At 67.5% G+C, this 26,230-nt stretch carries 15 protein-coding genes and 2 pseudogenes; 5 read left to right on the top strand and 12 right to left on the bottom strand.

Features of this window, described 5'->3' with window-relative positions; all coding sequences use genetic code 11:
- Positions 1 to 10: 10 nt before the first annotated feature.
- The 4 genes and pseudogenes from HGB51_RS20525 to HGB51_RS08980 form a co-directional block, all read right to left on the bottom strand.
- Positions 11 to 1,567 carry an Ig-like domain-containing protein gene (locus HGB51_RS20525; protein WP_425505375.1) on the bottom strand — a complete coding sequence of 519 codons (1,557 nt, stop codon included), beginning with the start codon at positions 1,565 to 1,567 and terminating at the stop codon, positions 11 to 13.
- Positions 1,568 to 2,512: 945 nt separating this feature from the next.
- A pseudogene (locus tag HGB51_RS20530) lies at positions 2,513 to 6,127 on the bottom strand (Ig-like domain-containing protein); the annotation flags it as partial.
- A gap of 388 nt (positions 6,128 to 6,515) precedes the next feature.
- Positions 6,516 to 8,717: pseudogene (locus tag HGB51_RS08975) on the bottom strand (Ig-like domain-containing protein); the annotation flags it as partial.
- Positions 8,718 to 8,818: 101 nt separating this feature from the next.
- Positions 8,819 to 10,924 (bottom strand): DUF11 domain-containing protein, encoded by a 2,106-nt coding sequence (locus HGB51_RS08980; RefSeq protein WP_141739089.1) that lies wholly within the window; start codon positions 10,922 to 10,924, stop codon positions 8,819 to 8,821.
- A 401-nt stretch (positions 10,925 to 11,325) separates the two neighbouring features.
- Here HGB51_RS08980 and HGB51_RS08985 point away from each other — a divergent pair, with 401 nt between their 5' ends.
- Positions 11,326 to 11,688: a helix-turn-helix domain-containing protein gene (locus tag HGB51_RS08985; protein ID WP_070207345.1), complete on the top strand. Its 363-nt coding sequence runs from the start codon at positions 11,326 to 11,328 to the stop codon at positions 11,686 to 11,688.
- Here HGB51_RS08985 and ung read toward each other — a convergent pair.
- The 5 genes from ung to rhlB all read right to left on the bottom strand — a co-directional run bounded on the left by ung (position 11,666) and on the right by rhlB (position 16,667).
- Positions 11,666 to 12,400 carry a uracil-DNA glycosylase gene (gene ung, locus HGB51_RS08990; protein ID WP_070207344.1) on the bottom strand — a complete coding sequence of 245 codons (735 nt, stop codon included), beginning with the start codon at positions 12,398 to 12,400 and terminating at the stop codon, positions 11,666 to 11,668. The two genes, HGB51_RS08985 and ung, sit on opposite strands and share 23 nt — an antisense overlap.
- A complete protein-coding gene (locus tag HGB51_RS08995) occupies positions 12,397 to 13,239 on the bottom strand; it encodes a response regulator (RefSeq protein WP_070207343.1) in 843 nt (280 codons plus the stop codon). The genes ung and HGB51_RS08995 overlap by 4 nt, the downstream gene beginning before the upstream one ends.
- Before the next feature lie 13 nt (positions 13,240 to 13,252).
- Positions 13,253 to 14,203: a permease-like cell division protein FtsX gene (gene ftsX, locus HGB51_RS09000; RefSeq protein WP_070207342.1), complete on the bottom strand. Its 951-nt coding sequence runs from the start codon at positions 14,201 to 14,203 to the stop codon at positions 13,253 to 13,255.
- Positions 14,200 to 14,886 (bottom strand): cell division ATP-binding protein FtsE, encoded by a 687-nt coding sequence (ftsE, locus tag HGB51_RS09005; protein ID WP_070207341.1) that lies wholly within the window; start codon positions 14,884 to 14,886, stop codon positions 14,200 to 14,202. The genes ftsX and ftsE overlap by 4 nt, the downstream gene beginning before the upstream one ends.
- Positions 14,887 to 14,966: 80 nt before the next feature.
- The gene (gene rhlB / locus HGB51_RS09010; protein ID WP_070207340.1) at positions 14,967 to 16,667 is read right to left on the bottom strand and encodes an ATP-dependent RNA helicase RhlB; all 1,701 of its coding nucleotides are present in this window, start codon (positions 16,665 to 16,667) and stop codon (positions 14,967 to 14,969) included.
- Positions 16,668 to 17,210: 543 nt separating this feature from the next.
- On the opposite strand from rhlB, the gene trxA reads away from it, so the two are divergent.
- On the top strand, positions 17,211 to 17,540 hold the full coding sequence (gene trxA / locus HGB51_RS09015) for a thioredoxin (RefSeq protein ID WP_070207339.1): 330 nt from the start codon (positions 17,211 to 17,213) through the stop codon (positions 17,538 to 17,540).
- A gap of 223 nt (positions 17,541 to 17,763) precedes the next feature.
- On the top strand, positions 17,764 to 19,539 hold the full coding sequence (gene rho, locus HGB51_RS09020) for a transcription termination factor Rho (RefSeq protein WP_171966792.1): 1,776 nt from the start codon (positions 17,764 to 17,766) through the stop codon (positions 19,537 to 19,539).
- A 61-nt stretch (positions 19,540 to 19,600) separates the two neighbouring features.
- On the opposite strand, the gene HGB51_RS09025 is transcribed toward rho, so the two are convergent.
- Both HGB51_RS09025 and HGB51_RS09030 read right to left on the bottom strand, forming a co-directional pair.
- A complete protein-coding gene (locus HGB51_RS09025; RefSeq protein ID WP_141739235.1) occupies positions 19,601 to 19,822 on the bottom strand; it encodes a hypothetical protein in 222 nt (73 codons plus the stop codon).
- A gap of 155 nt (positions 19,823 to 19,977) precedes the next feature.
- Positions 19,978 to 20,553 (bottom strand): hypothetical protein, encoded by a 576-nt coding sequence (locus HGB51_RS09030; protein ID WP_216666725.1) that lies wholly within the window; start codon positions 20,551 to 20,553, stop codon positions 19,978 to 19,980.
- Between the two features lie 184 nt (positions 20,554 to 20,737).
- On the opposite strand from HGB51_RS09030, the gene HGB51_RS09035 reads away from it, so the two are divergent.
- Positions 20,738 to 22,297 (top strand): MASE1 domain-containing protein, encoded by a 1,560-nt coding sequence (locus HGB51_RS09035; RefSeq protein ID WP_070209470.1) that lies wholly within the window; start codon positions 20,738 to 20,740, stop codon positions 22,295 to 22,297.
- A 63-nt stretch (positions 22,298 to 22,360) separates the two neighbouring features.
- Here the strand turns inward: HGB51_RS09035 and HGB51_RS09040 are convergent, their stop codons facing one another.
- Positions 22,361 to 24,889 carry a glycoside hydrolase family 3 protein gene (locus HGB51_RS09040; RefSeq protein ID WP_084739108.1) on the bottom strand — a complete coding sequence of 843 codons (2,529 nt, stop codon included), beginning with the start codon at positions 24,887 to 24,889 and terminating at the stop codon, positions 22,361 to 22,363.
- A 331-nt stretch (positions 24,890 to 25,220) separates the two neighbouring features.
- On the opposite strand from HGB51_RS09040, the gene HGB51_RS09045 reads away from it, so the two are divergent.
- Positions 25,221 to 26,228: a LacI family DNA-binding transcriptional regulator gene (locus HGB51_RS09045; RefSeq protein WP_070209468.1), complete on the top strand. Its 1,008-nt coding sequence runs from the start codon at positions 25,221 to 25,223 to the stop codon at positions 26,226 to 26,228.
- Positions 26,229 to 26,230: the final 2 nt, after the last annotated feature.

Raw genomic sequence — 26,230 nt, forward strand, 5'->3', positions numbered from 1 at the left:
GGTCATCTCCTCAGCGATCCGCACGGGTGGCGGGGCGGTCGGGTGCAGCGGGCTGCACCTGGACCTGCACATGCGCGGCGACGTCGGCAGGCAGGCGCGGCAGCAGCGCGTTCCGCAGTGCTTCGGCGCGCTGTGCGGCCAGCGCGGGCGTCGCCTGCCCCTTCGCAACGTCGACCCGTCCGCCGCCCTGGGCCTGCAGCGTGCCTGCGGCATGCGCCAACACCGCTTCGGCGGCGGCACCCAACATGGCCTGGCCCGGAACGAACAGCGCTTCCCCGACCTCCAGCACCTTCTGTGGGCCTTGCGGTGGCCCTTCGCCCAGTTTTCCCTCCGGCATGGCCACACCGAAGTCGAAGCGCACCGGCAGCCCCGGGGTGATCCGGCGTACCAGCGGATTGCGCGTGGTGAAGCGCGCCTCGGCCGGCAGCGTGGTCGGATCCACCTTGAGGATGAAGTTGCGTCCGCGTGCCTGGCCGCCGTTGATGCCGACCAGGTGGTAGCGACCCCAGGCGTCGGTCTCGATCACCAGGCCCTCCACCGACACCACGCGAACGCCGGGAATGCCGCGTTCGCCGGGATCCTGTGCGCCGTTGCCATTGCGGTCGTCGAACACGCTGCCAATGACCAGGCTTTCGTCCAGCAGCGGGTCGCCGATCACCTCGACATCGGCCGAGGCCACGTTGCTGATGGTGGTTCCCAGCACATCGTTGGCGGTGATGCGGTTGGTGTGGATGCCCATGCCCACGCCAGCACCCACCCGCAGGTAGTAAACCAGCGTGGCGGTGCCACCGGCCGGGACATCCACGCCGTCGATGCGCAGCGGGGCCACGCCACTGGCGCGGGCCGCGTTGTCGGCATCGCGGGCTTCGAAGCCACCCGGGATGAAGGTGAAGCCGCTCGGCAGCGTGTCGTACAGGGTCGCGCCCAGTGCATCGACATCGCCCATGTTTTCCACGGTGACCACGTAGCGCACCACATCGCCCACCTGCACGCTGCGCTGGGTGGCCTGCTTGGTCAGCCGCAGCACGATCGTATCGGCGGTGACCACCACGTTGACCCAGCCCTCCACGCAGACCGGCGTGGGCAGCGAGCGGTCGCAGATGTTGTAGCTGAAGTTGTCCAGCCCGCTGTAGCCGACGAACGCGGTGTAGACGCAGTCGCCGTTCGCGCAGGTGGCACGCCCACTCGAGGCGGCCCGACCCAGGCGCATGGAGGCCGGGTTGATGCGCGCGCCGCTGGTGGTGAGGTTGTCCAGCAGCGGCACGGTGGTGGTGGTGCCGCTGAGCACGGTGATGTTCTCGTCCACCACGTCCACGTCGTTGACCTGCACCTGCACGTTGACCGTCGCGGTGCTGCAGTCCGGCGGCGAGGCCTGGTTGCAGACGGTGTAGGTGAAGCTGTCGGCGCCGCTGTAATCGGGCGTTGGCGTGTAGCGCACGCTGCCACCGGGCAGGACGACCGCCGTGCCCGAGGTGGGCGCGGTGCCGATGGTCACGGCCACGGTGGTTGGATCCAGCGCTGCGCCGTTGGCCTGGTCATTGGCCAGCACCGGAACATCCACTGCCATCTCCTGCGGCGTGGTGGCCTGGTCGTCCGCCGCCACCGGCACCACGTTCGGTGCAGCGGCCAGGGTCACCGAGAGCGTGCCGGTGTCGCACACGGTCGGCTGCGCCACCAGGCAGATCTGGTAGGTGGTCGTGTAGGTGCTGCCCGGGGTACCCGGCGCCACGGTCACACTGCCATCGGGCTGGATGGTCAGCGCCGGCGTATTGACCGGAGTCAGGATCACGCTCGCCGGGTCGACCGGCGCGCCGTTGAGGGTGTCGTTGTCCAGCACGTTGCCCAGGCCACTGCCGCCGCCCGGGGGCGCATCGGGCACGTTGTCGTCGGCCGCCACCACCACACCCGCGTTGGCCAGGGTGACCGACACCGTGCCGACGTCGCACACCGCCGGCTGCGCCACCAGGCAGATCTGGTAGGTGGTGGTGTAGGTGGTGCCGGGCGTACCGGCCGCCACATCCACGCGGCCATCGGGCTGGATGGTGATCGCTGCGGTGTTGGCCGGGGTGAGCACCACGGTGGCCGGATCGAGTGCCACGCTGTTGTAGGTGTCGTTGGTCAACACGTTGGCTACACCGGTTGCACCAGCGACCGGCACGTTGGCTACGGTGTCATCCACCGCATCGAGCAGGCCCGGCGTGCTGGCCAGGGTGACAGACACGGTGCCGATGTCGCATACCGCCGGTTGTGCAACCAGACAGATGCGATAGGTCGTGGTGTAGGTAACGCCCGGCGTACCGGCCGCCACGTCCAGACTGCCGTTGGGCTGGATGGTCAGCGCGGTGGTGTTGTTGGGCGTGAGCTGCACGGTGGAGGGATCGAGCGCGGCGCCGTTGAAGGTGTCGTTGGCCAGCACGTTCACCACACCGAGCGCACCGGTGGCCGGCACGTTGGTGAGCGTATCGTCCACCGCATCCGGCGCGGAAGCCGCTCCTACCGCGATCGACAGCGTCGCGGTGTCGCACGCTCCCGCATAGGGCGACGGCAGGCAGACCTGGTAGATGAAGCTGTCGGGGCCGGTGAAGCCGGACACGGGGGTGTAGACGTAGCTGCCACTGGCATTGAGCACCACCGTGCCCTGGGCCGGGGCGGTCACCAGGCTGTACGCGGCAGTCGGCGGCGCGTTGTCGTTGCCCGCCAGGTTGCCACTCACGGCCTGCCCGCTGGGCGTGCTGACGGTGTCATTGACCGCATCCGGACGGACCAGCACCAGCGCGGTGGCGGTATCGCAGTTCGCCGCGTTGGTGGTTTCGCAGATCTGGTACTGGAGCTGCACCGCGCCGGCGGCGGCACTGCCGGCGATGCTGATGACGCCGTTGCTGTCGATGCTGATGCCCGCCGGCGGGGCGACCAGGGTCACCACCACCTGCGCCGGCTGCACCGGCACGGTGTTGAGGGTGTCGTTGGCCAGCACCGACGGCGTGGTGCCCCCACCACCGGGCAGCGTGGGCGATCCGCTGAAGTTGTCATTGACTGCATCCAGCGAACTGGCGGTGACCGTCAGCGCGACGGTCGCGGTATCGCACACGTTGAGGTTGGGCGCCGGCAGGCAGACCTGGTAGGTGAAGGTGTCGCTGCCGGTGAAGCCTGCGGTGGGCGTATAGCTGATGGTGTTGTCGCCGTTGACTACGGCAGTGCCATTGGTCGGCGGCACCAGCACCGTGAACACGGGGTTTGCCGGCAGCGTGTCGTTGGTGGCGACGCTGAGCACCGTGGTGCCGGTCCCTGCAGACAAGGTGTCGTCGGCCGCGTCGGGTCGTACCGCGACCACCGCAGTGGACTGCGCGCAGTTGGTCGGCACTGCGATTTCGCAGACCTGGTAGTTGAGGGTGGCGGCGGCCGGGGTCGTGCCCGCCACGACCGTCACCACGCCATTGGCGGCCATGCTGTACCCCGCGACCGGGGTCACCAGCGATGCAGCCACCGGCGTGGTGCCCGGCACGATCGGCGCACCATTGAAGGTGTCGTTGAGCAGCACGCTTGCGGTGGTGCCACCGCTGGCCGGTGCAATCGGCGCGGCGGTGAAGTCGTCGGCGGATGCGGTGATGCTGCTGGTACCTACCGTCACGGTGACCGTGGCGGTGTCGCACACCGCCGCGCCGGGCGCTGGCAGGCACAGCTGATAGGTGAAGGTGTCCGGACCGGTGAAGCCGGCAGTGGGCGTATAGCTGATGGTGCCGTCGCCGTTGACGGTCGCGGTCCCGTTGGTGGGCGCCACCGCAACCGTGACCGTCGGATTGACCGGTGCAGTGTCGTTGGCGAGGACGTTCAGTACGGTGGTGGTGCCGGCGGTGGCCGACAGGGCGTCGGCCACCGCATCCGGGCTGACCGCGACCACGGCGGTGGCACCGGCGCAGTTGGTCGGCACCGCGTTCTCGCAGACCTGGTAGTTCAGGCTGACCGCCGCAGGCGTGGTGCCGGCGGCGACGCTGATCACGCCGTTGGCGGCCATGGTGTAGCCGGGTACCGGCGAGGACAGTGTTGCAGTCACTGGCGTGGTGCCCGGCACGATGGCAACGCCGTTGAAGCTGTCGTTCAGAAGTACGCTGGCGGTGCTTCCGCCAGCGGCGGGTGCGATGGGTGTTGCGGTGAAGTCGTCGTTGCTGGCGGTGAGCGTGGTGGCGCTGACCGTGACCGCCACGCTGGCGGTGTCGCAGACGCCAGCACCCGGCGCCGGCAGGCAAAGCTGGTAGGTGAACGCGTCGGCGCCGACAAAGCCCGCGGTCGGCGTATAGGTGACGCTGCCGTCGCCGTTGGCCACGGCCTGGCCGTTGGACGGTGCGCTGACAATGCTCACGACCGGATTGAACGGCGCTGCGTCGTTGCCCAGCACGTTGAGCACGGTACTGGTGCCGGCGGTGGCGGGTAGTGCGTCGTCGACGGCATCCGGGCTCACCGCGACCACCGCGGTGGCCGCCGCGCAGTTGGTCGGCAGCGCGGTTTCGCACACCTGGTAACTCAGGGTGACGGCTGCCGGCCGGGTGCCGGCCGCGACCGTCGCCACGCCGTCCGGCGCGAGGGTATAGCCGGGCACCGCGTTGAGCAGCGTGGCGGTGACCGGAGTGGTGCCGGGTACGATCGGGCTGCCGTTGAAGGTGTCGTTCAGCAGGACGCTGGCGGTGCTGCCGCCCGCCGCCGGGGCGATCGGCGTGGCGGTGAAGTTGTCGTTGGCCGCAGTGACCGTGGTCGCGGTTACGGTCAGCGCCACGCTGGCGGTGTCGCAGACACTGCCGTGCGGCGCCGGCAGGCACAGCTGGTAGGTGAAGGTGTCGGGGCCGACGAACGCACCGGAGGGCGTGTAGCTCACCGTGCCATCGGCGTTGGCTACCGCCGTACCGCCCGCCGGAGCGACGGTGACGGTGACCACCGGCGCAACCGGCGCCAGGTCGTTGGCGAGCACGTTGAGTACGGTAGTGGCACCGGCCGTGGCCGGCAATGTGTCATTGACCGCATCCGGACTCATCACCACTACGGCGGTGGCGGTGGCGCAGTTGCCGGGCGACGCGGTTTCGCAGACCTGGTAGTTGAGCGCGACCGAGCCGGGCGGAGTACCCGCCGCCACGCTGATCACCCCGTTGGCGGCCATGCTGTAACCGGACACCAGCGTGGTCAGCGATGCCGTCACCGGGGTGGTGCCCGGCACGATCGCTGCACCATCGAAGGTGTCGTTGAGCAGCACGCTGGGCGTGCTGCCACCGGCGGGCGGGATCGGGCTGGCGCTGTAGTCATCGTTCACTGCCACCAGCGCGGCGGCGGCGATGCTGATCGCCACCTGCGCGCTGTCGCAGACAGCGCCATCCGGCGCCGGCAGGCAGACCTGGTAGGTAAGCGTGTCCGCCCCGCTCTGCCCGGCGGTCGCGGTGTACTGCAGGGTGCCATCGGCCGCGAGCGCGCCGGTGCCCTTGGTCGGGGCGACGGTCACGGTGAAGGTGGCGCCGGCCGGCACGTTGTCGTTCGCGGCCAGGTTGAAGCTGCCCGGCTGCGTGCCGGTGACCGCGACGCTGTCGTCCAGCGCATCCGGCGCGATCAGCACCTGCACCGCAGCGGTGTCGCAGTTGGTGGTGGAGCCCAGTTCGCACAGCTGGTAGCTGAGCGTAGTAGCGCCCGCCGGGGCGAAGCTGGCCACGTTGATCACACCGGCCGCATCCATGCTGAAGCCCGTCGGCGCGCCGACCAGGTTCACGGTGACCTGCAGCGGATTGGCCGCCGCACCGTTGAATGTGTCGTTACCCAGCACGCTGGGCGTACTTCCACCGATGCCCGGCGCGAAGGCCGGTGTACGGAAGTTGTCGTCCAGCGCATCCAGGGTGTTGGCAATGACGTTGATGTTGACCGTGCCGGTAGCACAGGTGCCGGCGTCAGGTGCGGGCAGGCAGACCTGGTACTGCAGCGTCTGCGCACCGGCGCCGGCCGGGGAGTAGACGAAGGTGCCATCGGCCTGCAGCGCGAAGCTGCCCGCCGCCTGGGGCGTCAGCACGCTGTAGGTGGAACCGGCGGGCGCGTTGTCGTTGAGGCTGACATCGCCCGGCAACGGCTGGCCGGCCGGCCGGGGTGGTGTAGGTGTCATTGGCGGCCGCAGGCGCGATCAGCAACGCCACCTGCGCGGTGTCGCAGTTGGTGGTCGTACCCGCTTCGCACAGTTCATAGGTGAGACTCACCGCGCCGGCGGCGGCACCCGCCGGTACGTTGATCACACCGGCGCTGGTGATGGTGTAGCCCGGCGGCGGTGCATTGACCAGGCTCAGCGTGACCTGGGCGGCGGCGGCAGGCGCGCCGTTGTACAGGTCATTCCCCAGCACCGACGGCGTGCTGCCGCCGGTGACCGGCGAGATCGCCGGAGTGGTGAACGGATCGTCCACCGCGTCGACCGCATTGGCCGCATTGGCCGCAATCACCAGCGTGGCGGTGGTCGATGCGCACACCGTCGAATTCGGTGCAGGCAGGCAGACCTGGTAGTTGAAACTGGTGCTGCCGGTGCTGCCAGCCGGCGAGGTGTAGCTGAAGGTGCCGTCGTCGTTGAACACCAGCGTGCCCACCGTGGGCTGGGTGAGCGCGGCGAACACCGCACCGGTGGGCGGCGCATCGTTGCTGCCCACGTTGCCACTGAACGACTGACCCGACTGGACGTTGAACGTATCCGGCTGCGCCGGCGGGCTGACCAGCACCTGCACGTTGGCCGTACTGCAGTTGGCCGGCACCGCGTTCTCGCACAGCTGGTATGTCAGCGCGGTGGCACCGGCAGGTACACCGGCCACCACCGCGATCACGCCGGTGGACGCATCCAGCGTAAAGCCGGCCACGCCGCCCTGCAGGGTGGCGGTCACGGTGCCGGGCGTAACCACCACGCCGTTGAGGGTGTCGTTGCCAAGCACGCTGGGCGTGCTGCCGCCGGTCAACGCCGATACCGGCGTCGGGAACAGGTCATCGTTGGCCATCAGCGCATTCGCGCCCAGGGTCACGGTGACGGTGGCGGTATCGCAGACCCCCGCCGGCGTGGGCAGGCACACCTGGTAGCCGAACGTATCGGTGCCGGTGACGCCGGCGTTCGGGGTGTAAGTGAACGAACCGTCGCCATTGAGCGTGACACTGCCCTGGGTCGGTGCGGCGCCCGCTGCGCTGAACAGCGATCCGGCCGGGGTGTTGTCGTTGCTGCCGACGTTGGCCGACACCGGCTGACCCGCGCCGGGCGTGGCGACCGCGTCATCCACGGCGTCGGGTGCTACCACCAGCTGTACCGTGGCGGTGTCGCACAGCGTGGGCGCGGCGGTGACGCAGATGCGGTAGGCCAGGCTGACCGGACCGGCCACGGCGTTGGCCGGCACGCTGATCTGGCCGGCGGCATTGATGGTGTAGCCGGCCGGCGCGGTGATCAGGGTGGTGGTGAGGTTGGCCGGCACCACCGGTGCGGTGTTGAAGGTGTCGTTGCCCAGCACGCTTGCCGTGGTGCCACCGGCGGCTGCCGGTAGGGGCGCGGCGCTGAAATCGTCGTTGACGGCGTCGATCACGTTGGCGGTGAGGTTCACCGTGACCGTGGCGGTATCGCAGACGCCGCCGTTCGGCGCGACCAGGCACAGCTGGTAGCTGAAGGTGTCGGTGCCGGTCGCGCCGGCGTTGGCGGTATAGGTGAAGTTTCCGTCGCCCAGCAGTTGCAGCGTGCCCTGGGTCGGGCCCGCGCCGGTCTGGGTGAAGGTGGAGTCGACCACGTAGTTGTCGTTGTCGCGCACGTTGCCGGTGAGAACCTGGCCGGCCTGCACCGAGTAGCTGTCATCCACCGCATTGGGCGCCACCACCAGGCTGACGTTGGCGCTGGCGCAGTTGCTCGGCGAGGCGGCTTCGCAGATCTGGTAGGTGAGCGTGACCGCACCGGCAGCCGCAGTCGCCGGCACACTCAGCGTGCCGTTGGCGTTGATCGCATAGCCCGCCGGTGCCGCCGTGAGCGTGGCGACCACGGCCGCGTCGGCGAATGCGGCGCCGGCCAACGTGTCGTTGTCGAATACGCGCGCGGTGGTGCCACCGGCGCCCGGTGCCAGCGGCGTGGCGCTGAAGTCGTCGTTGTTGGCGACGATCGCTGCGGCCTGGACCGGAATGGTCGGGGTGGTGCCGGTGTTGTCGCCCGGGGTCGGGTCGGTCGTGCCCGGCGGCGCGGTGATGGTGGCGGCGTTGGCCGCAATGGTGGCCGGCGTGACGGTCGGTGCGGTGCCGTTGACCAGCACGACCAGCACCTCGCCCACGCCAACGCTGACGCCTATGTTGAGGCTGCCGGTGCCAGAGGCAGTGGCGCAGCTGGTGGCGGCCGACACCGGCGCGCAGGTCCAGGTGACGCCGGTGAGTTGTGGGGGCACCGGATCGGACAGGGTGGCGCCCACCGCCTGCGACGGCCCCGTATTGCGCACTTCGATGCGGTACTGCACGGCACCACCGGCGGCGACCGGCACCGGTGTGGTGATGGTCTTGAGCACGCTCAGCTGGGCGGTGGCCGCGAGCGTGTTGGTGTCGCTGCTGCTGTTGTTGCCGGGCGTGGGATCGGAGATGTCGGCCGGTGCCGCAACCGTGGCGCTGTTTACCAAGGGGTTGCGGTACGCCTGTGCGTGGACGCTGGCGGTGGCCAGGGTCAACAGCAGTGCGGTAACAAGGCGGCGGGCGCTGGCGGTCGACATGCAGGAATCCTCGAAAGCACCGCGCGGGGGGCTCCCCACGCGCTACGCATTGCGACGTTGCTGTCGGCGCGCCACCGCGGCGGTGCGCCGGATGAAGACGACTAGTACGCGGCGGGGTCCGCGCTGAAGATCACCGGCACGGTGATCGTCGCCGTCCCCCCATTGATCAGGTCCACACCCAGGCTCACCCCATTGGTGCCGGCGGCACCCCCACTGGCCGCACTGCAGACGCTGCCCGCCGACGCGGTGCAGCTCCACGGCGCACTGAGCGTGGCCCCCGCCGGCAGCGTGTCGCTGACCTGCGCGGCGGTCACCGCGTCGGGCCCCGCATTGCTGACGGTGATGACATAGCTGGCCGTGCTGCCGGGCGTGTACGTGCCGCTTCCATCGGTCTTGGTGATGGAGAGATCGGCCTGTCGCGTTCGGTTGGTGATCCGGCAGACCACGTTGAGGGGTTGCGCCGACAAGGCCGGCGAGGTGAAGGTGAAGTTCTGCCCGGTTCCGCTGGTCAGCGTGGTGCCCGCCTGGTCCTTGCACTCCCAGGTGCTTGCGTACCGCGCCAGCACGGTGGCGGTACCGGCGGTTTCAGCCAGCGTGTAGACCGATCCCGGCGTTGTCACCACTGCCGTGGTGGCACCGTTGTTGCCCACATTGGCGACGCTGGCGAGCACGGTGGCGCCCTGCGCGACACTGAGGTTGAACACGCCCGGGTCGGTGGTCGGCGCCAGCGTCTTGACCAGCTGCACGGTGGCCGCGCAGCTCTGCGAGATGCTTTCAACGGTGAACACCGCCTGGCCGATGCGAATGCCGAGCAGGCCGAGCAGGTTGTCGATGACGCCGCCGAGCACGGCGGAAAGAACCGGGGCGACCACCGCGTTGACTGCCAGCCGCAACGGCGGCAACAGAGCCCCCACCAGCGCGTTGACGATGGTGTTCACCGGCAACGGCAGCACGATCAGGTTGTTGACCAGCCGCACCACCGGCGTGCCGCTGGTGATCTGCACATCCAGTGAGTTGACCAGCGAGGTCACCATGGTGGTCGCGCTGACCGTTCCGCTGGTCAGGGTGCGGGTCTGCTTGAACGGTCCGGTGAACACCACCGACTGCGTGGACGGCGTTGCGGTGGCCACCGCGCGCAGCGACACGGTGAGGGGTACGTCGACGTCGGCCACCTTCAGCCCGCTCAGCAGGTTGACCCCCACCGTGACCGCCAGCGAGGTGGCGTTGATCGGGGTGACGCTGGCCGGGGTCAGCACGGCGGTGCGGTTGAAGAACACGGCATCGCTGATGGTGCCGACGTACAGGTTCACCAGGCCCGGTCGCGCCTGCAGGGTGACGGCGTTGCTGGCCAGGTTGACCGCGTTGATGGTGCCTTCGGCGCGGGCCACATCCGCGTACACCGACAGATGCAACAGCGAAGCGGTGATGTTGGTGCCGGCCAGCGAGATCAGGCCACCCACGTTGAGCCCATTGAGGGCGGACACCAGCGGCGCGAGGGTCAACCCTTGGGCGATGTCGAAGTCGAGCTTGAGGCGGATCGCGGCGCTGTGGAAGCCGGTGCCGACCGGGCCGCAGTTGTAGGTGGGCGGTTCGACCACCTGGGCCCAGACCCGTACGTTGGCCAGTCCGCCCAGTCCGAGCGGGGCCAGTTGCGCGGTGGTCAGGGTCACCGGCGTGGGCGTGGTCAGCACGTTGCGGAAGTTGTAGAGCTGGATGCCGCCGGTGATCAGGTCGAGCACGTCCAGGTTGACGTTGGCCAGCGAGCCGGGCGGCAGGCTGACCTGCAGCAGGTCGGCGAGGCGGATGTTGCCGGTAAGGCCGCCGATCGACGGGGTGAGCAGGTTCAGCGCATTGGCCGCAGCGGTCTGCCCGTCGGCCTGCAGCACCGAGACCAGCGCAGCCTGCAGCTGGCCCAGGGTGATGTTCGCATTGAGCACCTGAGTGGGGTCACTTGCGACAACGCCACCATTAAGTTGGGTCAGCAGCGCATTCAGATTTACATCGGCGGCAGCGAGATTGTTCCAGTCCAGCGCCGTTAGATTGATATTCGTGCCGGGCAGCAGCGTGGAAAACAGCAGATTCAGGACAGGGCTCTCACTGCTGGTGACCTGGACCAGTCGGGGACCCGCTGAAACGCACGCACCATTCGCTGTACAGGCGTCCTGTGCCTTCACGCTGAAGGCGGCCCCGAATAATGAGATAACCATCACAGACAGCATCAGGATGTTTCGAATCCTGAATTGCCGTGACACGGCGTTCACACCCCAGCGATTATCCATTTCCCGTCCCCCTGCGCCGGGCTGCACTGCTCCCGCACGGTCGGCGAGCCGACCATGGGAGCAGGCAGAACCTGCATTTTTCGACGTTTTTTGAATTGCCGGCGTTATGTGGCCGGTTTCACACTTAATTACGTCGGCGAACGGATAGACGCAAACAAGGTCGTGTGAAGACCGTAGTTAGCAGTACTGACGTTCACGGGAGAACAGATGGGAAACCCTTGGGCGGCAGACACGGACAGTGATTCTGTACAGGCGAAAAAAAGAATTGCTGTCTGGTAAGTATCGATAACTACCCATCGCATCAAGGACAGGCAAAAGGGGGATTCCAGATGCTGTCGATGTCGGATCGAATTCGAGCAGCAAGGGCCACTGCAGGACTTTCGCAGTCGCAGTTGGCGACACAAACCGGAGTAAAACGCAGTGCGGTCGCGCAATGGGAGCGAAAGGAGGGCACCACACCAAGCGTGTCGCATCTGGCACAAATCGCGGTCGTGACCAAAGTGCGATTTGAGTGGCTGGCCACCGGCAGGGGGTGCGCCAAACCCGATGGGGACGGGCTGCACGGCACCGTGCAGCCGAATGCGGACTACGTACAGAACGACCTGGAAGGCAACATCCTGTCGCTTGTGCGGCGGCTGCCACTGCGCAAGCGCAAGGTGGCCCACGACATCATCGAGATGCTGGGGGTGTAGCTGCGTCCAGCGCCGCCCTCGGCGGCAGCGACCAGTCGACGCGGCCCAGGCCGCGTCGCTCCAGGTACTCGTTGGCTGCGGAAAAATGCCCGCAGCCCAGGAAGCCACGGTGCGCCGACAGCGGCGAGGGATGCGGCGCCTTGAGCACGCGATGGCGCGAGGTGTCGATCACCTTGCCCTTCTGCTGCGCGTAGCTGCCCCAGAGCAGGAACACCAGGCCCTCCCGCTCTCGGTTGAGGGTGTCCACCACGTGGTCGGTGAAGCCTTCCCAGCCACGCTTCTGGTGCGCGCCGGCCTGCCCTTCTTCCACGGTCAGCACCGCATTGAGCAGCAGCACGCCGCGCTGCGCCCACGGCAGCAGGCAGCCATGGTCCGGACGCGGCAGGCCAAGGTCCGACTCCAGCTCCTTGTACATGTTCAGCAGCGACGGCGGCACCGGTACGCCGGGCATCACCGAGAAGCTCAGGCCATGCGCCTGCCCTGCCCCGTGGTACGGGTCCTGGCCGAGGATGACCACCTTGACCTGGTCGAACGGGGTGGCGTCGAAGGCGGCGAAGATCTGCGGGCCGGGCGGGAACACATGCGCCCCGGCCGCCTTGCGCTGGCGCAGGAACGCCGCGAGCTCACGCATCTCCGGGCGCAGCAGGTAATCGCCGATACGGGCCTTCCAGCTGGGTTCGAGCTGGATGCCCGCCTGTACGTCGTCGTTCATCGCACCATCGGTTTTTCGTTGAGACGGGCCAGGCGCAGCTGGAACAGCACCTTGGTCACCAGCAGCCGTTCTTCGATCGGCTTCTGCACCAGGTCGTTGGCACCGGCCTGCAGCAGGCTGGACTGGTTCAGCGGATTGCCGTCGCCGGTCATCACCAGCACCGGCAGGCGGCGCTTGCCGTAGCCGAAGTCCACGCGCACGCGCTCGACCACGTCCAGGCCGCTGAGCTCGCCCTTGAGGGTCACGTCGGTCAGCACCAGGTCGATGCGGTGGCTGCTGCGGCCCAGCGACTCGGCGGTAAGCAGCGCGAACGCTTCTTCGGCCGTCATCACGTGCAGCACGTTGAGGCTCTGGCGCTCGAGCATGCGCTTGGTCGCCTCGGCGACCACGCGGCTGTCTTCCACGTACAGGATGGTGGCGCCGGGAATGGTTTCCGGCTGCACATAGCCGCGGATGAAGGTCGCCAGCGCCTCATGCCCCAGCGCCTTGTCGAAATAGTCGGTGACGTAGTCGGTGAAGCGGCGCTGCTCCAGGTGCTGCTGGGCGTCGCCGGAGACCACGATCACCGGCACATAGGCCTGCCCGGCGGTCTCGCGGACCAGCCGCGCCAGCGCCAGGCCGTCGCCGTCGCTGAGCGTGAGCGAGGTGGTGACCAGGTTGACCGGGCCTGCTTCCAGCGCCATGCGCGCGTCTTCGATGCTGGCGCAGCCCACCACTTCCACGGCCGGCAGTTCGCGCTGCAGCACGTCGGCAATGAGCTTGCGGACCAGCTTGGAACCATCGACCACCATGACGCGCGGCGCGTCGTCGACCAGGTGCTTCAGTACTTGCGGACGCATGCAGGATGGGCCTTCAGGTTTCGGTCGGACGGGTCTGGCGCAGGAAGTGTCCCGTCACCAGCCACGCGCCCAGCCAGCCCAGCACGACGGTGCCGACCAGCACGAGCGAGGAATGCAGCAGGTCCAGCCCATGCAGCACGAACGGGCTGGCATAACTTTGCGACAACGCGGCCAACGGCGGGCGCAGGGCCAGGCCGGCCCCGCCGACCAGTGCCAGCGCCAGCGCGCCGGCGCCCAGGCCATACCACGCGCCCAGGTACAGGAACGGGCGGCGGATGAAGCCGTCGCTGGCGCCCAGCAGCTGCAGCACGCCGATCTCATCGCGGCGTGCCTGGATGTCCAGGCGGACCGTGTTGCCGACCACCAGCGCCGCACCCAGGCCCAGCAGCACCGACAGCACCTGCACCAGGCGCGTGCCGAAGCCCAGCCAGGCGTCCAGGCGCTTGCGCCACAGCGCATCGTGCTGCACCAGGTCGGCCTGCGGCATGCCTTCCAGCGACTGCGCCAGGCGTGCATCGTCGGTGCCATTGGCCGGGGTGATGATCAACAGCGACGGCAGCGGATTGTCATGCAGTGCATCGATCGCCTCGCCCAGGCCCGCGCTGTCGCGCAGTTCGGCCAGGCCTTCGTCCGGCGAGCGCAGGGTCACGCCGGCCACGTCGGCGCGGCCGCGCAGGGTGTCGGCCACCTGCTTCGCGGCGGCGGCGTCCACGTCGGTCTTGAGGAACAGGTTGATGTCGCGCGACTGCTGCACGCTGCCGGCAAAGTGCTTGAGGTTGTCCAGCGCGATCGACAGGCCCAGCGGCAAGGCCAGCGCGAGGGCCATCACCATGATGGTCAGCAGGGTCGCCCACGGCTTGCGCCAGGCGCGGCCAAGGCTGAACACCACGCTGTGGCCGTGGTGGTGCAGCCACACGCCCAGCCGCGACGGCGCGGCGGCTTCCTTGTTGGTGGCAGTACTCATTCGGCCAAGTCCTGCGGCGAGATGTCGTCGATCAGTTTGCCGTGGTCCAGGATCAGCACGCGCTTGCGCATGGCGCGCAGCAGCGCGAGGTCGTGGCTGACCACCAGCACGCTGGTGCCGCGCGCGGGCAGTTCGGCAAACAGCGCCATGATTTCCGCAGCCAAGGTCGGGTCGAGGTTGCCGGTGGGTTCGTCGGCGACCAGCAGCTTGGGTTCGCCGACGATCGCACGGGCGATGCCGACGCGCTGCTGCTCACCGGCCGAGAGCTGCGAAGGCAGCGCTTTTTCGCGGTGGCCCAGGCCCATGCGTTCGAGCACCGAGCGCACCCGCTTGCCGATGTCGCCGCGCCGGGTACCGCGCAGGATCAGCGGCAGCGCGACGTTCTCGGCAATGCTGCGGTCCATCAGCAGGCGGTGGTCCTGGTAGACCGCGCCGACCGCACGGCGATGGTGCGGGATGTCGCCACCGCGCACCTTGAGCAGGTTGCGTTCGTCGAACACCACCGCGCCGCGGCTGGGCCGCTCGTCAAGGTGGATCAGCTTGAGCAGCGTGCTCTTGCCGGCACCGGAGTGCCCGGTAACGAACAGCATTTCGCCGGGCGCAACCTCGAAGCTGACGTCCACCAGTGCCTGGTGGCCGCCCGCATAGTGTTTGCTGACATTGTCAAAACGCAGGACGCTCATTCCCCGATTATGCAGGAGCGAAGCGACGGCGTGGGGATGCGGTGGCGCCCGTCCAACCGTTGGGCACCACCGTTGATCGGTCAGCTGCCCGAGAGCATGCGGCGGATCTTGCGGCCGATGCGGGTCAGGAACGAAGCGCCCGGGTCGGCGGCCGGTGCCGGGTTGCGCATCGACTTGGCGGTGACCTGCACCGGCGTCACCGGCTGGCCAGCGCCGCCTTCGGCGGTTGCGCCTTCGACCGGACGGCCGTGGCGACGACGACGGCGCTTGCGCGGTGCGCGCTCGCCTTCCACTGCCGGGCTGTTGGCGGCCGAGGGGGCGCCAGCCTGCACCGGCGGCTGCGGCTTCGGCGCGCCTTCGGTGGCCGGCTGTTCGCCTTCCACGCGCGGCTTGCGCTCACGGCGCGGCTTGCCATCGCTGCTGCGCTCGGCCGGGCCACGGCGTTCGCCACGGCCACCGGAGGGCTTGCCACCACGGCTGCTGCCACCGCCACGGCGCTGTTCTTCGGCGGCACGCGCTTCGCGCGCCTCACGGAAGATCTGGCCCACGCTCTCGTTGTCGTCGGCTTCGCCTTCCGGCAGCGGCGCGCGCTCGGGGCGCGGCAGCGCGGTCAGCAGTTCGCTGGTGACCGCTTCAACCGGAATCTTCTGCTCGATGTAGGCCTCGATGTCCGGCAGGCCCATCGCGTAGCGCTCGCACGCGAAGCTGATCGCATCGCCTTCCTCGCCCAGGCGGGCGGTACGGCCGATGCGGTGCACGTAGTCTTCGGCGTCGAACGGCAGGTCGTAGTTGTAGACGTACTTGATGCCGTCGATGTGCAGGCCGCGCGCGGCCACGTCGGTGGCCACCAGGATTTCCAGCTGGCCCTTCTGGAAGCGGTTGAGCAGGCTCTCGCGCTTCTTCTGCGGCACGTCGCCGGACAGCACGCCAACGCGGTAGCCGGCCTTCTCCAGCGAACGCGCCACGCGCTCGACGAACACCTTGGTGTTGACGAACACCATGGTGCGCGCGCCTTCGCTGCGCGACAGCAGGCCCAGCAGCAGCGGGATCTTCTCTTCGTCGGCCGGGAAGTAGATGCGCTGGCGCACCCGTGCGGCGGTGATCGACTCGCTTTCCACCACCAGCTTCTGCGGCTCGTTCATGTGCTCATAGGCCAGCTCCAGCACGCGGTGGCTGAGGGTGGCGCTGAACAGCAGGGTCTGGCGCGTGGTGCGCTCCGGCATGCGGCGCAGCAGGAAGCGGATGTCCTTGATGAAGCCAAGATCGAACATGCGATCGGCTTCGTCGAGCACGCAGATTTCGCAGGCGTGCAGCGAAACCACCTTGTGCTGCTTGACGTAATCGATCAGGCGGCCCGGGGTGGCGATGATCACGTCCACGCCCTGCTGCAGCAGTTCGCGCTGCTTGTCGTAATCCACGCCGCCGTAGACCAGCGCGAAGCGCAGGCCCAGCTCCGAACCGAACTTCACCGCGTCCTTGTGGATCTGGATGGCCAGTTCACGGGTCGGCGCCAGGATCAGCGCGCGCGGGTCTTCCGGCTTGCGGTCGGCCAGCGCCGGGCGGGTCAGCAGGCGGTTCACTACCGCGACCAGGAACGCCAGGGTCTTGCCGGTGCCGGTCTGCGCCTGGCCGGCGACGTCGCCGCCGGGCAATGCCACCGGAAGGGTCAGTGCCTGGATCGGGGTGCAGCGGGTGAAACCAGCGCCTTCAAGGCCAGCCTGCAGGGCCGGATGCAGCTCGAAGGAGGAGAAAGTCAAATCGGTCAGCGGTTTGTCGCTCATGGGTCCGTCTTGGTAAGGCCAGCCGACGAAGAGCGGGTGGCTTGCAATCTTGGGGGGCACCGTCGCCACTGCGGGCCCTGCGCCGGGGAAGGCGGAGGCCGGACCCAACCGGGTCCCGGGGCGCCGCACAATGACCCAGTTTAGCGCAAACCCGCCCGGATACCGGAGCACCCCGTCGCACACCCCGCTGCGACAGGCCCATGCCGCGTAGCGACACGCCACGCGTGTCCCGCGAAATGCACCCGAAGACACTTCCCCTTCACCCCCCCAACCCCCAGTTGAACGCCTCACCCCAGCAGGCTGGAACCGCCGTCCCCCACCCCCACATAGCTAAAGCCAACCCCGGCAAAGCGCGACGACTGTCACAGGACAATTCTTTCCAACCGGCACCTGCCACCCCGCGACGATAGGGGTACACTGCCGGCCGTGAGCGTCCAGGCATCCATCGGGCGCACCGCCGACGACCCCAGGGGGAACGAGGCAGCAGAGCGGATGAGGCCTTGAATGGCCGCGTCCAGGTGCACTCCAAAACGAGAGACCAAGATGAGCGACAAGGTTGTACACGTCGGCGACGCCGACTTCGATAGCGCCGTACTGAACTCCAAGGAACCGGTCCTGGTCGATTTCTGGGCCGAATGGTGTGGCCCCTGCAAGATGATCGCCCCGGCCCTGGACGAACTGGCCGACGCCTACGACGGCCGCGCCAAGATCGTGAAGGTCAACGTGGACCAGAGCCGCGCCCTGGCCGCCAAGTACCACGTGCGTTCGATCCCGTACCTGGTGGTGTTCAAGGACGGCGAGAAGGTCGGCGAACAGATCGGCGCAGTGGGCAAGGCCCAGCTGGCGGGCCTGATCGACCGGGCCCTGGCCTGATCCACCCCGGCAGCCGGCCACGACCGGCTGCCCCGCGGGCCCCACGCCCGCATGAATGACCCTGCCCCACCCGGCTTGCGCGCCGCCGCGAGCCGGTGTTAGTGTCGGCACATCCGGCCGCATTCGCGTGCCGCATCTTCTGGACGACGTTTCTTTCCAGAATCCCTTCCCAACGTTCGCCGCCCTGCCGGGCGCTCGCACCTTCCAGCGAGGAATTCAGCACTTGTCCGATATCACTACTTCCGAACCCGGGAGCGCCGACGCGCCCGCCGAGAAGCGCGTGCGCAAGCCGCGCGTCGCCAAGGCCGCTGCTCCCAGCGCCGACACCGGGTCCACCCCCGCCCAGAACGCCCTGCCCCTGGCTGCCGCGCCCGCCGCGCCGGCGCCGGCTGCTCCGGCACCTGTACAGGCACCTCCGGCACCGGCCGCGTCCAGCGGCGATGCCCCGGCCCCGCAGGGCGGTGGCCAGGACGCCGGCGACGGCGGCCAGCGCAACAACAACAACAACAACAACAACCAGCAGGGCGGGCAGAATCCGTACCAGCAGGGCCAGAACCAGGGCGGCCAGAACCAGGGCCAGGGCCAAGGCAACCGCCGCGACCGCTTCCGCAATCGCCGTGACCGCGACCGCAATCGCGGCGGCGGCGGCTACCGCGACGACGGCATGCCGCAGGACAATGGCGAGCAGCAGCCGTTCGTGCGTACCCAGCAGGCCAACGTGCCCGAAGGCTTCCCGGTCTACTCGCTGAGCGACCTCAAGCGCATGCCGGCGCAGAAGCTGCTGGACATTGCCGACCAGCTGCAGATCTCCGAAGGCGTGGCCCGTGCCCGCAAGCAGGACGTCATCTTCGCCCTGCTCAAGGTGCTCACCCGCCATGGCGACGGCGTTGCCGCCGACGGCGTGCTGGAAATCCTGCCGGACGGTTTCGGCTTCCTGCGCGCCGCCGAAGCCAGCTACCTGGCCGGCCCGGACGACACCTACATCTCGCCCAGCCAGATCCGCCGCTTCAACCTGCGTACCGGCGACCACCTGTCCGGCCGCATCCGCTTCCCGAAGGACGGCGAGCGCTACTTCGCGCTGTCGATCGTGGACACCATCAACGGTGAGCCGCTGGAAGCGTCCAAGAACAAGGTGCTGTTCGAGAACCTCACCCCCCTGTTCCCGCGCAAGCGCTTCACCCTGGAACGCGGCAACGGTTCGTCCGAAGACATCACCGGCCGCATCATGGATCTGATGGCCCCGCAGGGTAAGGGCCAGCGTGCGCTGATCGTGTCCCCGCCGAAGGCCGGCAAGACCATGCTGATGCAGCAGGTGGCCACGGCGATCACCACCAACCATCCGGACGTGCACATGATCGTGCTGCTCATCGACGAGCGTCCGGAAGAAGTGACTGAAATGCAGCGCACCGTGCGCGGCGAGGTCATCAGCTCCACCTTCGACGAACCGGCCGCGCGCCACGTGCAGGTTGCCGAAATGGTGATCGAGCGCGCCAAGCGCCTGGTGGAACACAAGAAGGACGTGGTGATCCTGCTGGACTCGATCACCCGCCTGGCCCGCGCCTACAACAACGTGGTGCCCAGCTCCGGCAAGGTGCTCACCGGCGGCGTGGACGCCAACGCCCTGCACCGCCCGAAGCGTTTCTTCGGTGCCGCGCGCAACGTGGAAGAAGGCGGCAGCCTGACCATCATCGCCACCGCGCTGGTCGACACCGGCAGCAAGATGGACGAAGTGATCTATGAAGAGTTCAAGGGCACCGGCAACAGCGAAGTGCACCTGAACCGTCGCATCGCTGAAAAGCGCGTGTACCCGGCCATCGACATCAACCGTTCCGGCACCCGCCGCGAAGACCTGCTGATCGAACCGGAGCTGCTGCAGAAGATCTGGATCCTGCGCAAGCTGCTGCACCCGATGGACGAAATCGCCGCGATGGAGTTCCTGCTGGACAAGATGAAGAACACCAAGTCCAACGACGAGTTCTTCGGTTCGATGAAGCGCTGATCGGCGCGGCTATCGAAACAGAAAAGGCCCCGTATTGCGGGGCCTTTTTCATGGATGCGCGTCAGGGCCGCATGCGATCCAGCAGCGGCCCGAAGTGGATCGGGCCCAACGTTGCCACCGGATCCAGCGGCGGCTCCGCCATCTCCCCAGTCGCATCGACCTCAGCCTCCTCCTGCCCGGTCGCCCCATCCCCATGCTCGAACCCGATCCCCCCCCTGATCATCGTAGATACGGCGACAAGGATGAGCAGCGACAGCCCACCCAGCACATGCATCAGCGTCACATCGATCTCCCCGCGCCTGTGTAGCCATCACGCTACCGATCATGCGAAGAGCATCCATTGCAACAACTCCCATTTTCGCGGTGATTCCGACACAAACCGTCGGTAGAGCCGGGCTCTGCCCGGCTCCACGTCGAAGCCGATCCGCTCGTGCACCTTTACCTGGGATCCCCCTGGCGCTGCACGGACCACACAGCCGCACCGTCAACGACATACCTCACGATCATGAACTCCGGGCTCCGATAGACAACCGCTGATGGCGCCTCCACTGGAATCACGAGTCGTTTAGCGGGAAGAGATATGCGGAAAGGAGCTATACCGGCGGGAAGTGCCCAGAAGACGTCGTCCACCCTGGCGACGATCATATGTACCTGGCCGGCAAGATCATTTACTTGGTAGTACGAGATTCCCTCGCGCTCGAACTGATAAACCAACCAGTTGCGGTCATGGCTCACATTGGCTGCCAGCGGAGAAGACTGCCCGAGCCCAAACGACTGCAGTTCATTGCCATGATGGTCACTTAGTTGAGCCATTGCCGACACCGGCAACACTGCGATCAGCAGGGTAGGCAACGCAGTACGGGCGGAAAGAAACTTCACTTCAACCTCCGGAAGACGACGGCAATGGCGCCACGTGCAGCCTATCGGCCAATCCCATGAGTGCCGCTGATACTTTTCCGAATCCAACGTGCATTCCGCGACTATTTCGCCCTTCGCCGTGATGCGCTTCTCCATACAGATCTGACCCGCGTCACCGACAGAGCGTGATGTCGAACAACCTCGCTCGCGCCTGCGTCTTCGTATCTTTCCTATAATTCAAAACGGCCATTGCACTGCACTGAGTTCACCGATACCGTCCCGCCTCGACTCTCTCTTGAACGAGCCGGTAACGAGTCGCGAACTTGAATGGAGAACAAGCATGCAAACGGCATGGTGGAGGCATGGGCTGCAGTTCAACTTCCGCATCCACCCACTCGGACTCTGCCTCGCCATTGGCTATGCACTTGCGTACTGGTCTGCGCGCCAGCTCTCAATGGATCAGTTCTACCTTCCGGCAGGCGTACGCGTTGCGGCGCTTCTACTGAGCCCGCCCAGGTTCTGGGCCTACCTCCTCGTTGGCGAGTACTTCTACTTCGGCGTCGCGAGGTACCCACTTGTCGAAAAGTATGGAATCACGTGGGTCATTCTCGGCTCCGCATTGCTGATGCCGACGGTGATGCTGATCATGAGCACCTGTCGCAGGTTCCTGGTCGCCACCACCGAGCTCTGGCTGATGTGTGTCGCGGGGGCTTCGACGCTTGCCGTAACAGGTTTGAACCTTCTACTGGCGCATCTGCTCTGGCCGACACCACCAGCGGCAAGCCTGGGTACGGACCTGGTTCGATTTCTGGTCGGGGATTTCATTGGCGTGCTCACGATCGCGCCACTCGCGCTGCTTTGGGTCAAGCGAAGAGCCTGTGCTCCTCCAAGACGGGAGCTGCTCGTGCCGACGTCCATCGCGCTCGTCCTGATGGCGATCATTGGATTCGCTGCTGTCTGGATACCTACCGAATCGGGTTCGGAGAAGACGAGCATGCTGTTGCTGCTCGCCCTGCCGGCCATCGCGCTTACGTGCATGCACGGGTGGCAAGGTGCAGCCGTCGGTGTCCCGATATGGAGCCTGGCCGTCAGGCTCACCATGCCCGCCTCGGGAATGGCCGACAGTTTCGATCCAGCCGCGTTCTCGGTGCAGCAGACTCTTGCCGTAGTCGGCGGCGCGCTTCTGGCTGTGGGCGCTTGTCTGTCCCATCACTACCGGCAATCCAGGGCCAGGCAACTGGACAGTGAGAGGGTGCTATCCCACGCACGGTCAGCATTCATATCGGCGGAGCAGGACCTGCGCAGCAGGGCCCTCGACATCCGGCAGCTTGAAGAGAGCTTCGATGCGTCGCTCTGCAGCGTCGCAGAGGGACTCAGGGTCGATGGACACGAGGCACTGGCGGGCGGGCTGTTGAAGGTCACCACCCTGCACTCCCGCAAGGTGCGCGAACAGGTGACGATGGTGTATCCCACCTCCCTTGAGCATGTGGGCCTCTACCTTGCTCTGCAGATCGGAGGCATCAATGAGGTTTGGAAGTCGACGGAGCGGGTGGCAGCCCATCAGCTGATTGGTGACCCTTGCCGCCTGAGTATCGACCTTCAGCTCTCTGCCTACAGATTGATCCAGGACGCCGTCACCCTGCTCCTGCAGAAGGAACCGGGGCAGATCCGGGTCCGTGCGCGCTGCGGGCGCGCAAATGGCAACACCGGCATCCTGATTACCGTCGGGACTGTCGACGCGGGACATGGACTCTCCACCTGCACGGAGAGCCTGGCAGTCGAACAGCTTTCTGGTCGTGCAACCGCGTATGGCGGGACGGTGGGGTGCCGGGGGAATCGTATCCGGATGCTGCTGATCGAGCCCGGAACGGAAGAGGTGCGCTGGAAGAACCGGGCGTAGAGCCGGGCTCTGCCCGGCTCCACGGAGCGCAGGAACGGCCGGGCAGAGCCCGGCGCTACGGGGTTACCTGCAGGCGACCACGCCTTCTGCCTTGTCGGCCTTCGCTGCCACCCGCACCTGGGTGAACGCCGCTGCAAACGGCTTGTCGGCGGTGACCACGAACGGCGCTTCCACCGCGCCCAGGTCCACACCCTTGCTGGCGAAGCAGGCCAGCGGGATGGTCACGGTGCGCTTCTGGCCCGGCTGCAGCGAGGCCAGCGTCGAGGCGATGTCCACGCCGCCTTCGCAGCCGGTGCCGCACTGCATGGTCACCTTTACCGCCGACGCCGGCTGGTGCTGCACCATCACGTCGAACTGCAGGGCGCCGTTGCTGCGCGCCAGCGCGCTCAGGTTGCGCCGCGAGGTGCTGCGTGCGATCAGCTGTGCCGGGGCCAGCCAGGTCACTTCGCGCGCGTCCTGCTGGGTGTTGATCTGCACGGTGCGCACTTCGGCCACCGGCTTTTCCTTCGGCCAGCGCAGGCTGGCGTTGAGGTCGTTGCCGAGCGGCTGGGTGGCACCGTTGGCCGCGATGTGCAGCGAGAACGGCGCAGTGTCCAGGCGGTTGAAGATCGGCAGGGTGGTCACTTCGCCGCAATGGTCGGCGTTGACCTCCGGCAGGCGGGCGACCTGCGCCGGCTGCGCGTAGCTCAGGCCATAGCCGAACGTGAACAGCGGCGGGCGCTTCGGGTCCGGGCGGTCGATCGGCGCCGGGCACGGCACGCCCGGCCACGGGAAGCTCAGCCGACCGGTGAAGTCATGCGCCGCCTTGCCGTCCTTGCCGGCCACCAGCACGTCGGTGATGCCCTTGCCTTCGGAACCCGGCAACCACGCGGCCACGAACCCCTGCGAGAGATTGAGCAGGTCGTTGGTGTACATCGGACGGCCGGAGAAGTACACGGTGACCACCGGCTTGCCGCTGGCGGCCGCCGCCTTGAGCACGGCCAGGTCCTTCGGCTGCGCGCGGCTGTGGCTGACCGTGTCCGAGGCAAGGATGTCGCCGTTGGTTTCGGCGTACGGCGTTTCGCCGATCACCGCCACCACCACGTCGAACTGCGTGGCGTCGATGTCCTTTGCGTCAGCATTGAAGGTGACCTGCGCTGCGCCCAGTTCAGCGCGCAGCGCGCCCAGCACCGAGTCGGCGTTGGGGAAGTCGGCATTGGTGTTCTCAGTGCCCTGCCAGGTCAGCGACCAGCCACCGGCCTGGTTGGAGAGGTTGTCCGCACTCTCGCCGACCACCAGCACCCGTGCGTTGCGCTTGAGCGGCAGCACCGCGTCCTGGTTTTTCAGCAGCACCAGCGATTCGCGCACCGCTTCGCGCGCCAGCTCGCGATGCTGCACGGCCGCGCTGTCGCCGGCGAACTGGCTGTCCGAAGGCTTGTGGTCGAACAGGCCGGCACGCAGCTTGACTCGCAGGATGCGGGTCACCGCATCATCGATGCGGGCCATGGGAATCTCGCCGCTTTCGACCTGGGCCATGGTGTTGGCGATGAACGCCTTCCAGTCGTCGGGTACCATCACCATGTCGATGCCGGCATTGATCGCCTGCGCGCAGCTGTCGTTGCGGCAGCCCGGCACCTGCGCGATGCCGTTCCAGTCGGACACCACGAAGCCGTCGAAACCCATCTTGTCCTTCAGCGCGCCGGTGAGCAGCACCTGGCTGCCGTGCATCTTGCCGTAGTCCACGCCACCGGCGCGGTCGTTCCAGCTGTTGAACGAAGCCATCACGGTCTGCACGCCTTCGCCCAGCGCGCCGAAGTAGCCCTGGCCGTGCACGTTGATCATGGTCGCCTTGTCGACGGTGGACTCGCCCTGATCGCGGCCGTTGTCGGTGGCGCCGTCGCCGATGTAATGCTTGGCGGTGGCCACCACGTTGCCGTCGGCGGTGAAGCGGCCCTGCGCGCCCTTGACGTACGCCGTGGCGAACTCACGCACCACCGCCGGGTCGGAGGAGAAGCTTTCGTAGGTCCGCCCCCAACGCGGGTCGTGCGCGACCGCCAGGGTCGGCGCGAACACCCAGCCGATGCCGGTGGCACGGGTGGCGGTGCCGGTGGCCGCGCCGATGCGTTCGATCAGCGCTGCATCGCGGGTCGCGCCCAGGCCGATGTTGTGCGGGAACAGGGTGGCGCCGTAGACGTTGCTGTGGCCGTGCACCGCGTCGGTGCCCCAGATCACCGGCACCGGGGTGCGCGCATCGGTGGACAGCGAAGCTGCATGGTAGGCGTCGGCCAGCTTGACCCAGTCGGCGACGCTGGCGTGCTTGTCCATGCCCGGCCACGAGCCGCCGCCGTTGAGCACCGAGCCGATGTAGTAGGTGCGCACCTGCTCCGGGGTGATCTGCTTGATCTCGGGCTGGGTCATCTGTCCGATCTTCTGGGCCAGCGTCATCTGGCCCACGATGGTGCGCACGCGGGCTTCGATGGCCGGGTCGGCAGCGATGGCGCTGGTCACCCGGGGCCAGTCCTGCAGGCGCTCGGCGGCGGAGACGGCGGGGGCCTGCGCGGCCAAAGCCGTCAGTACACAGAGGGCAAGAACGGTCTTCCGGGCGCTGCTCACGGACATCTACCTCCAAAGGAAAGTCATCGGCAAGGGGGCGGATCGCGGCCGGTCCGGCGCATCCGCTGACAGCGCTGTCATATAAGCCGGGCGTGGCGCTGTCAACCATTGGCGCGCGCGGATGTCCTGCAATCACCGCCGCTGCTGGGCCGGCGCTGTCCGCGTGCGCTGTCCACGGGCCATTGCTGTTGCATCGCCGCATGGAATCGGATGACCGTGCACGAGTGCCCCGCAACGTGGCACCATCCGCCTGCTTCGGTAACCCCGAAACGACACAGGCGCATTACCATCGGCAGCGGCCGACCGGCACTTCCAGAGGAACCATCGCACCATGCGTAGTCGTATCGAAGATGTCGCTGCGGTTGCGGGCGTTTCGATCAAGACCGTCTCGCGCGTGCTCAACCATGAGCCCAACGTGCGCGAGGAAACGCGCGAGCGCGTGCTCGCGGCGGTGACGCGGCTGGGCTACAAGCCCAACCTTTCCGCGCGCAGCCTGGCCGGGCAGCGTTCGTATGCGCTGGCGCTGGTGTACAACAATCCCTCGCGCAATTACCTGATGGAAATCCAGAACGGCATGCTGGAAGCCTGCCATGCGCACCACTACAACCTGATCCTGGGGCCGGTGGGCATCGGTCGGCGCACCCTGCCGGACCTGTCGGCGCTGTTCGAGAATTCGCGGCCCGACGGCGTGGTACTGATTCCGCCGCTGACCGACGACGCCGTGGTGCTGGCCTACCTGGAAGAGAACGAGATTCCGTTTGCCAGCATCGCGCCGCGCCACCCCGAAGGCATCATCGGCGTGCGCATGGACGAGACCACGGCGGTGGTGGAACTGATCGGGCACCTGGTCAAGCAGGGGCACCGGCGCATCGGGCACATCAAGGGCCCACGTGCGCACGGCGCCTGCCAGTGGCGCCTGGCCGGTTACCGCCAGGCGCTGCGCGATGCGGGGATCGAGTACGACCCGAGCCTGGTGGTGAACGGTCAGTTCTCGTTCGAGTCCGGCATCGAGGCTGCCAATGCGCTGCTCGACCTGCCCGAACCGCCCACCGCGATCTTCGCGGCCAACGATGACATGGCGGCCGCCGTGTTCCGCGTGGCCGGGCAGCGCGGGTTGCGCGTGCCGCGCGATCTTTCGGTGTGCGGCTTCGACGACACGCCGATTGCCGGCCACATCTACCCGGCGTTGACCACGGTGCGCCAGCCAACCGACACCATGGGGCGCATCGCCACCGAACAGCTGATCGAACGGATCCGTTCGTCCGGCGCCGGCAGCATGGTCACCGTGGACCATGCGGTGCTGGTGCGTGAGTCCACCCACGCACCGCGCCGCCGCTGATC

It is taken from the genome of Stenotrophomonas bentonitica (assembly GCF_013185915.1).
In the GTDB taxonomy this organism is placed as follows: domain Bacteria; phylum Pseudomonadota; class Gammaproteobacteria; order Xanthomonadales; family Xanthomonadaceae; genus Stenotrophomonas; species Stenotrophomonas bentonitica.

Bases quoted from the DNA above. Each gene is read 5' to 3' on its own strand.
- HGB51_RS20525 (WP_425505375.1), bottom strand. From the start codon at position 1,567: ATGGCAGTGGATGTTCCGGTGCTGGCCAATGACCAGGCCAACGGCGCA.
- HGB51_RS08980 (WP_141739089.1), bottom strand. From the start codon at position 10,924: ATGGTTATCTCATTATTCGGGGCCGCCTTCAGCGTGAAGGCACAGGAC.
- HGB51_RS08985 (WP_070207345.1), top strand. From the start codon at position 11,326: ATGCTGTCGATGTCGGATCGAATTCGAGCAGCAAGGGCCACTGCAGGA.
- ung (WP_070207344.1), bottom strand. From the start codon at position 12,400: ATGAACGACGACGTACAGGCGGGCATCCAGCTCGAACCCAGCTGGAAG.
- HGB51_RS08995 (WP_070207343.1), bottom strand. From the start codon at position 13,239: ATGCGTCCGCAAGTACTGAAGCACCTGGTCGACGACGCGCCGCGCGTC.
- ftsX (WP_070207342.1), bottom strand. From the start codon at position 14,203: ATGAGTACTGCCACCAACAAGGAAGCCGCCGCGCCGTCGCGGCTGGGC.
- ftsE (WP_070207341.1), bottom strand. From the start codon at position 14,886: ATGAGCGTCCTGCGTTTTGACAATGTCAGCAAACACTATGCGGGCGGC.
- rhlB (WP_070207340.1), bottom strand. From the start codon at position 16,667: ATGAGCGACAAACCGCTGACCGATTTGACTTTCTCCTCCTTCGAGCTG.
- trxA (WP_070207339.1), top strand. From the start codon at position 17,211: ATGAGCGACAAGGTTGTACACGTCGGCGACGCCGACTTCGATAGCGCC.
- HGB51_RS09030 (WP_216666725.1), bottom strand. From the start codon at position 20,553: ATGGAGAAGCGCATCACGGCGAAGGGCGAAATAGTCGCGGAATGCACG.
- HGB51_RS09035 (WP_070209470.1), top strand. From the start codon at position 20,738: ATGCAAACGGCATGGTGGAGGCATGGGCTGCAGTTCAACTTCCGCATC.
- HGB51_RS09045 (WP_070209468.1), top strand. From the start codon at position 25,221: ATGCGTAGTCGTATCGAAGATGTCGCTGCGGTTGCGGGCGTTTCGATC.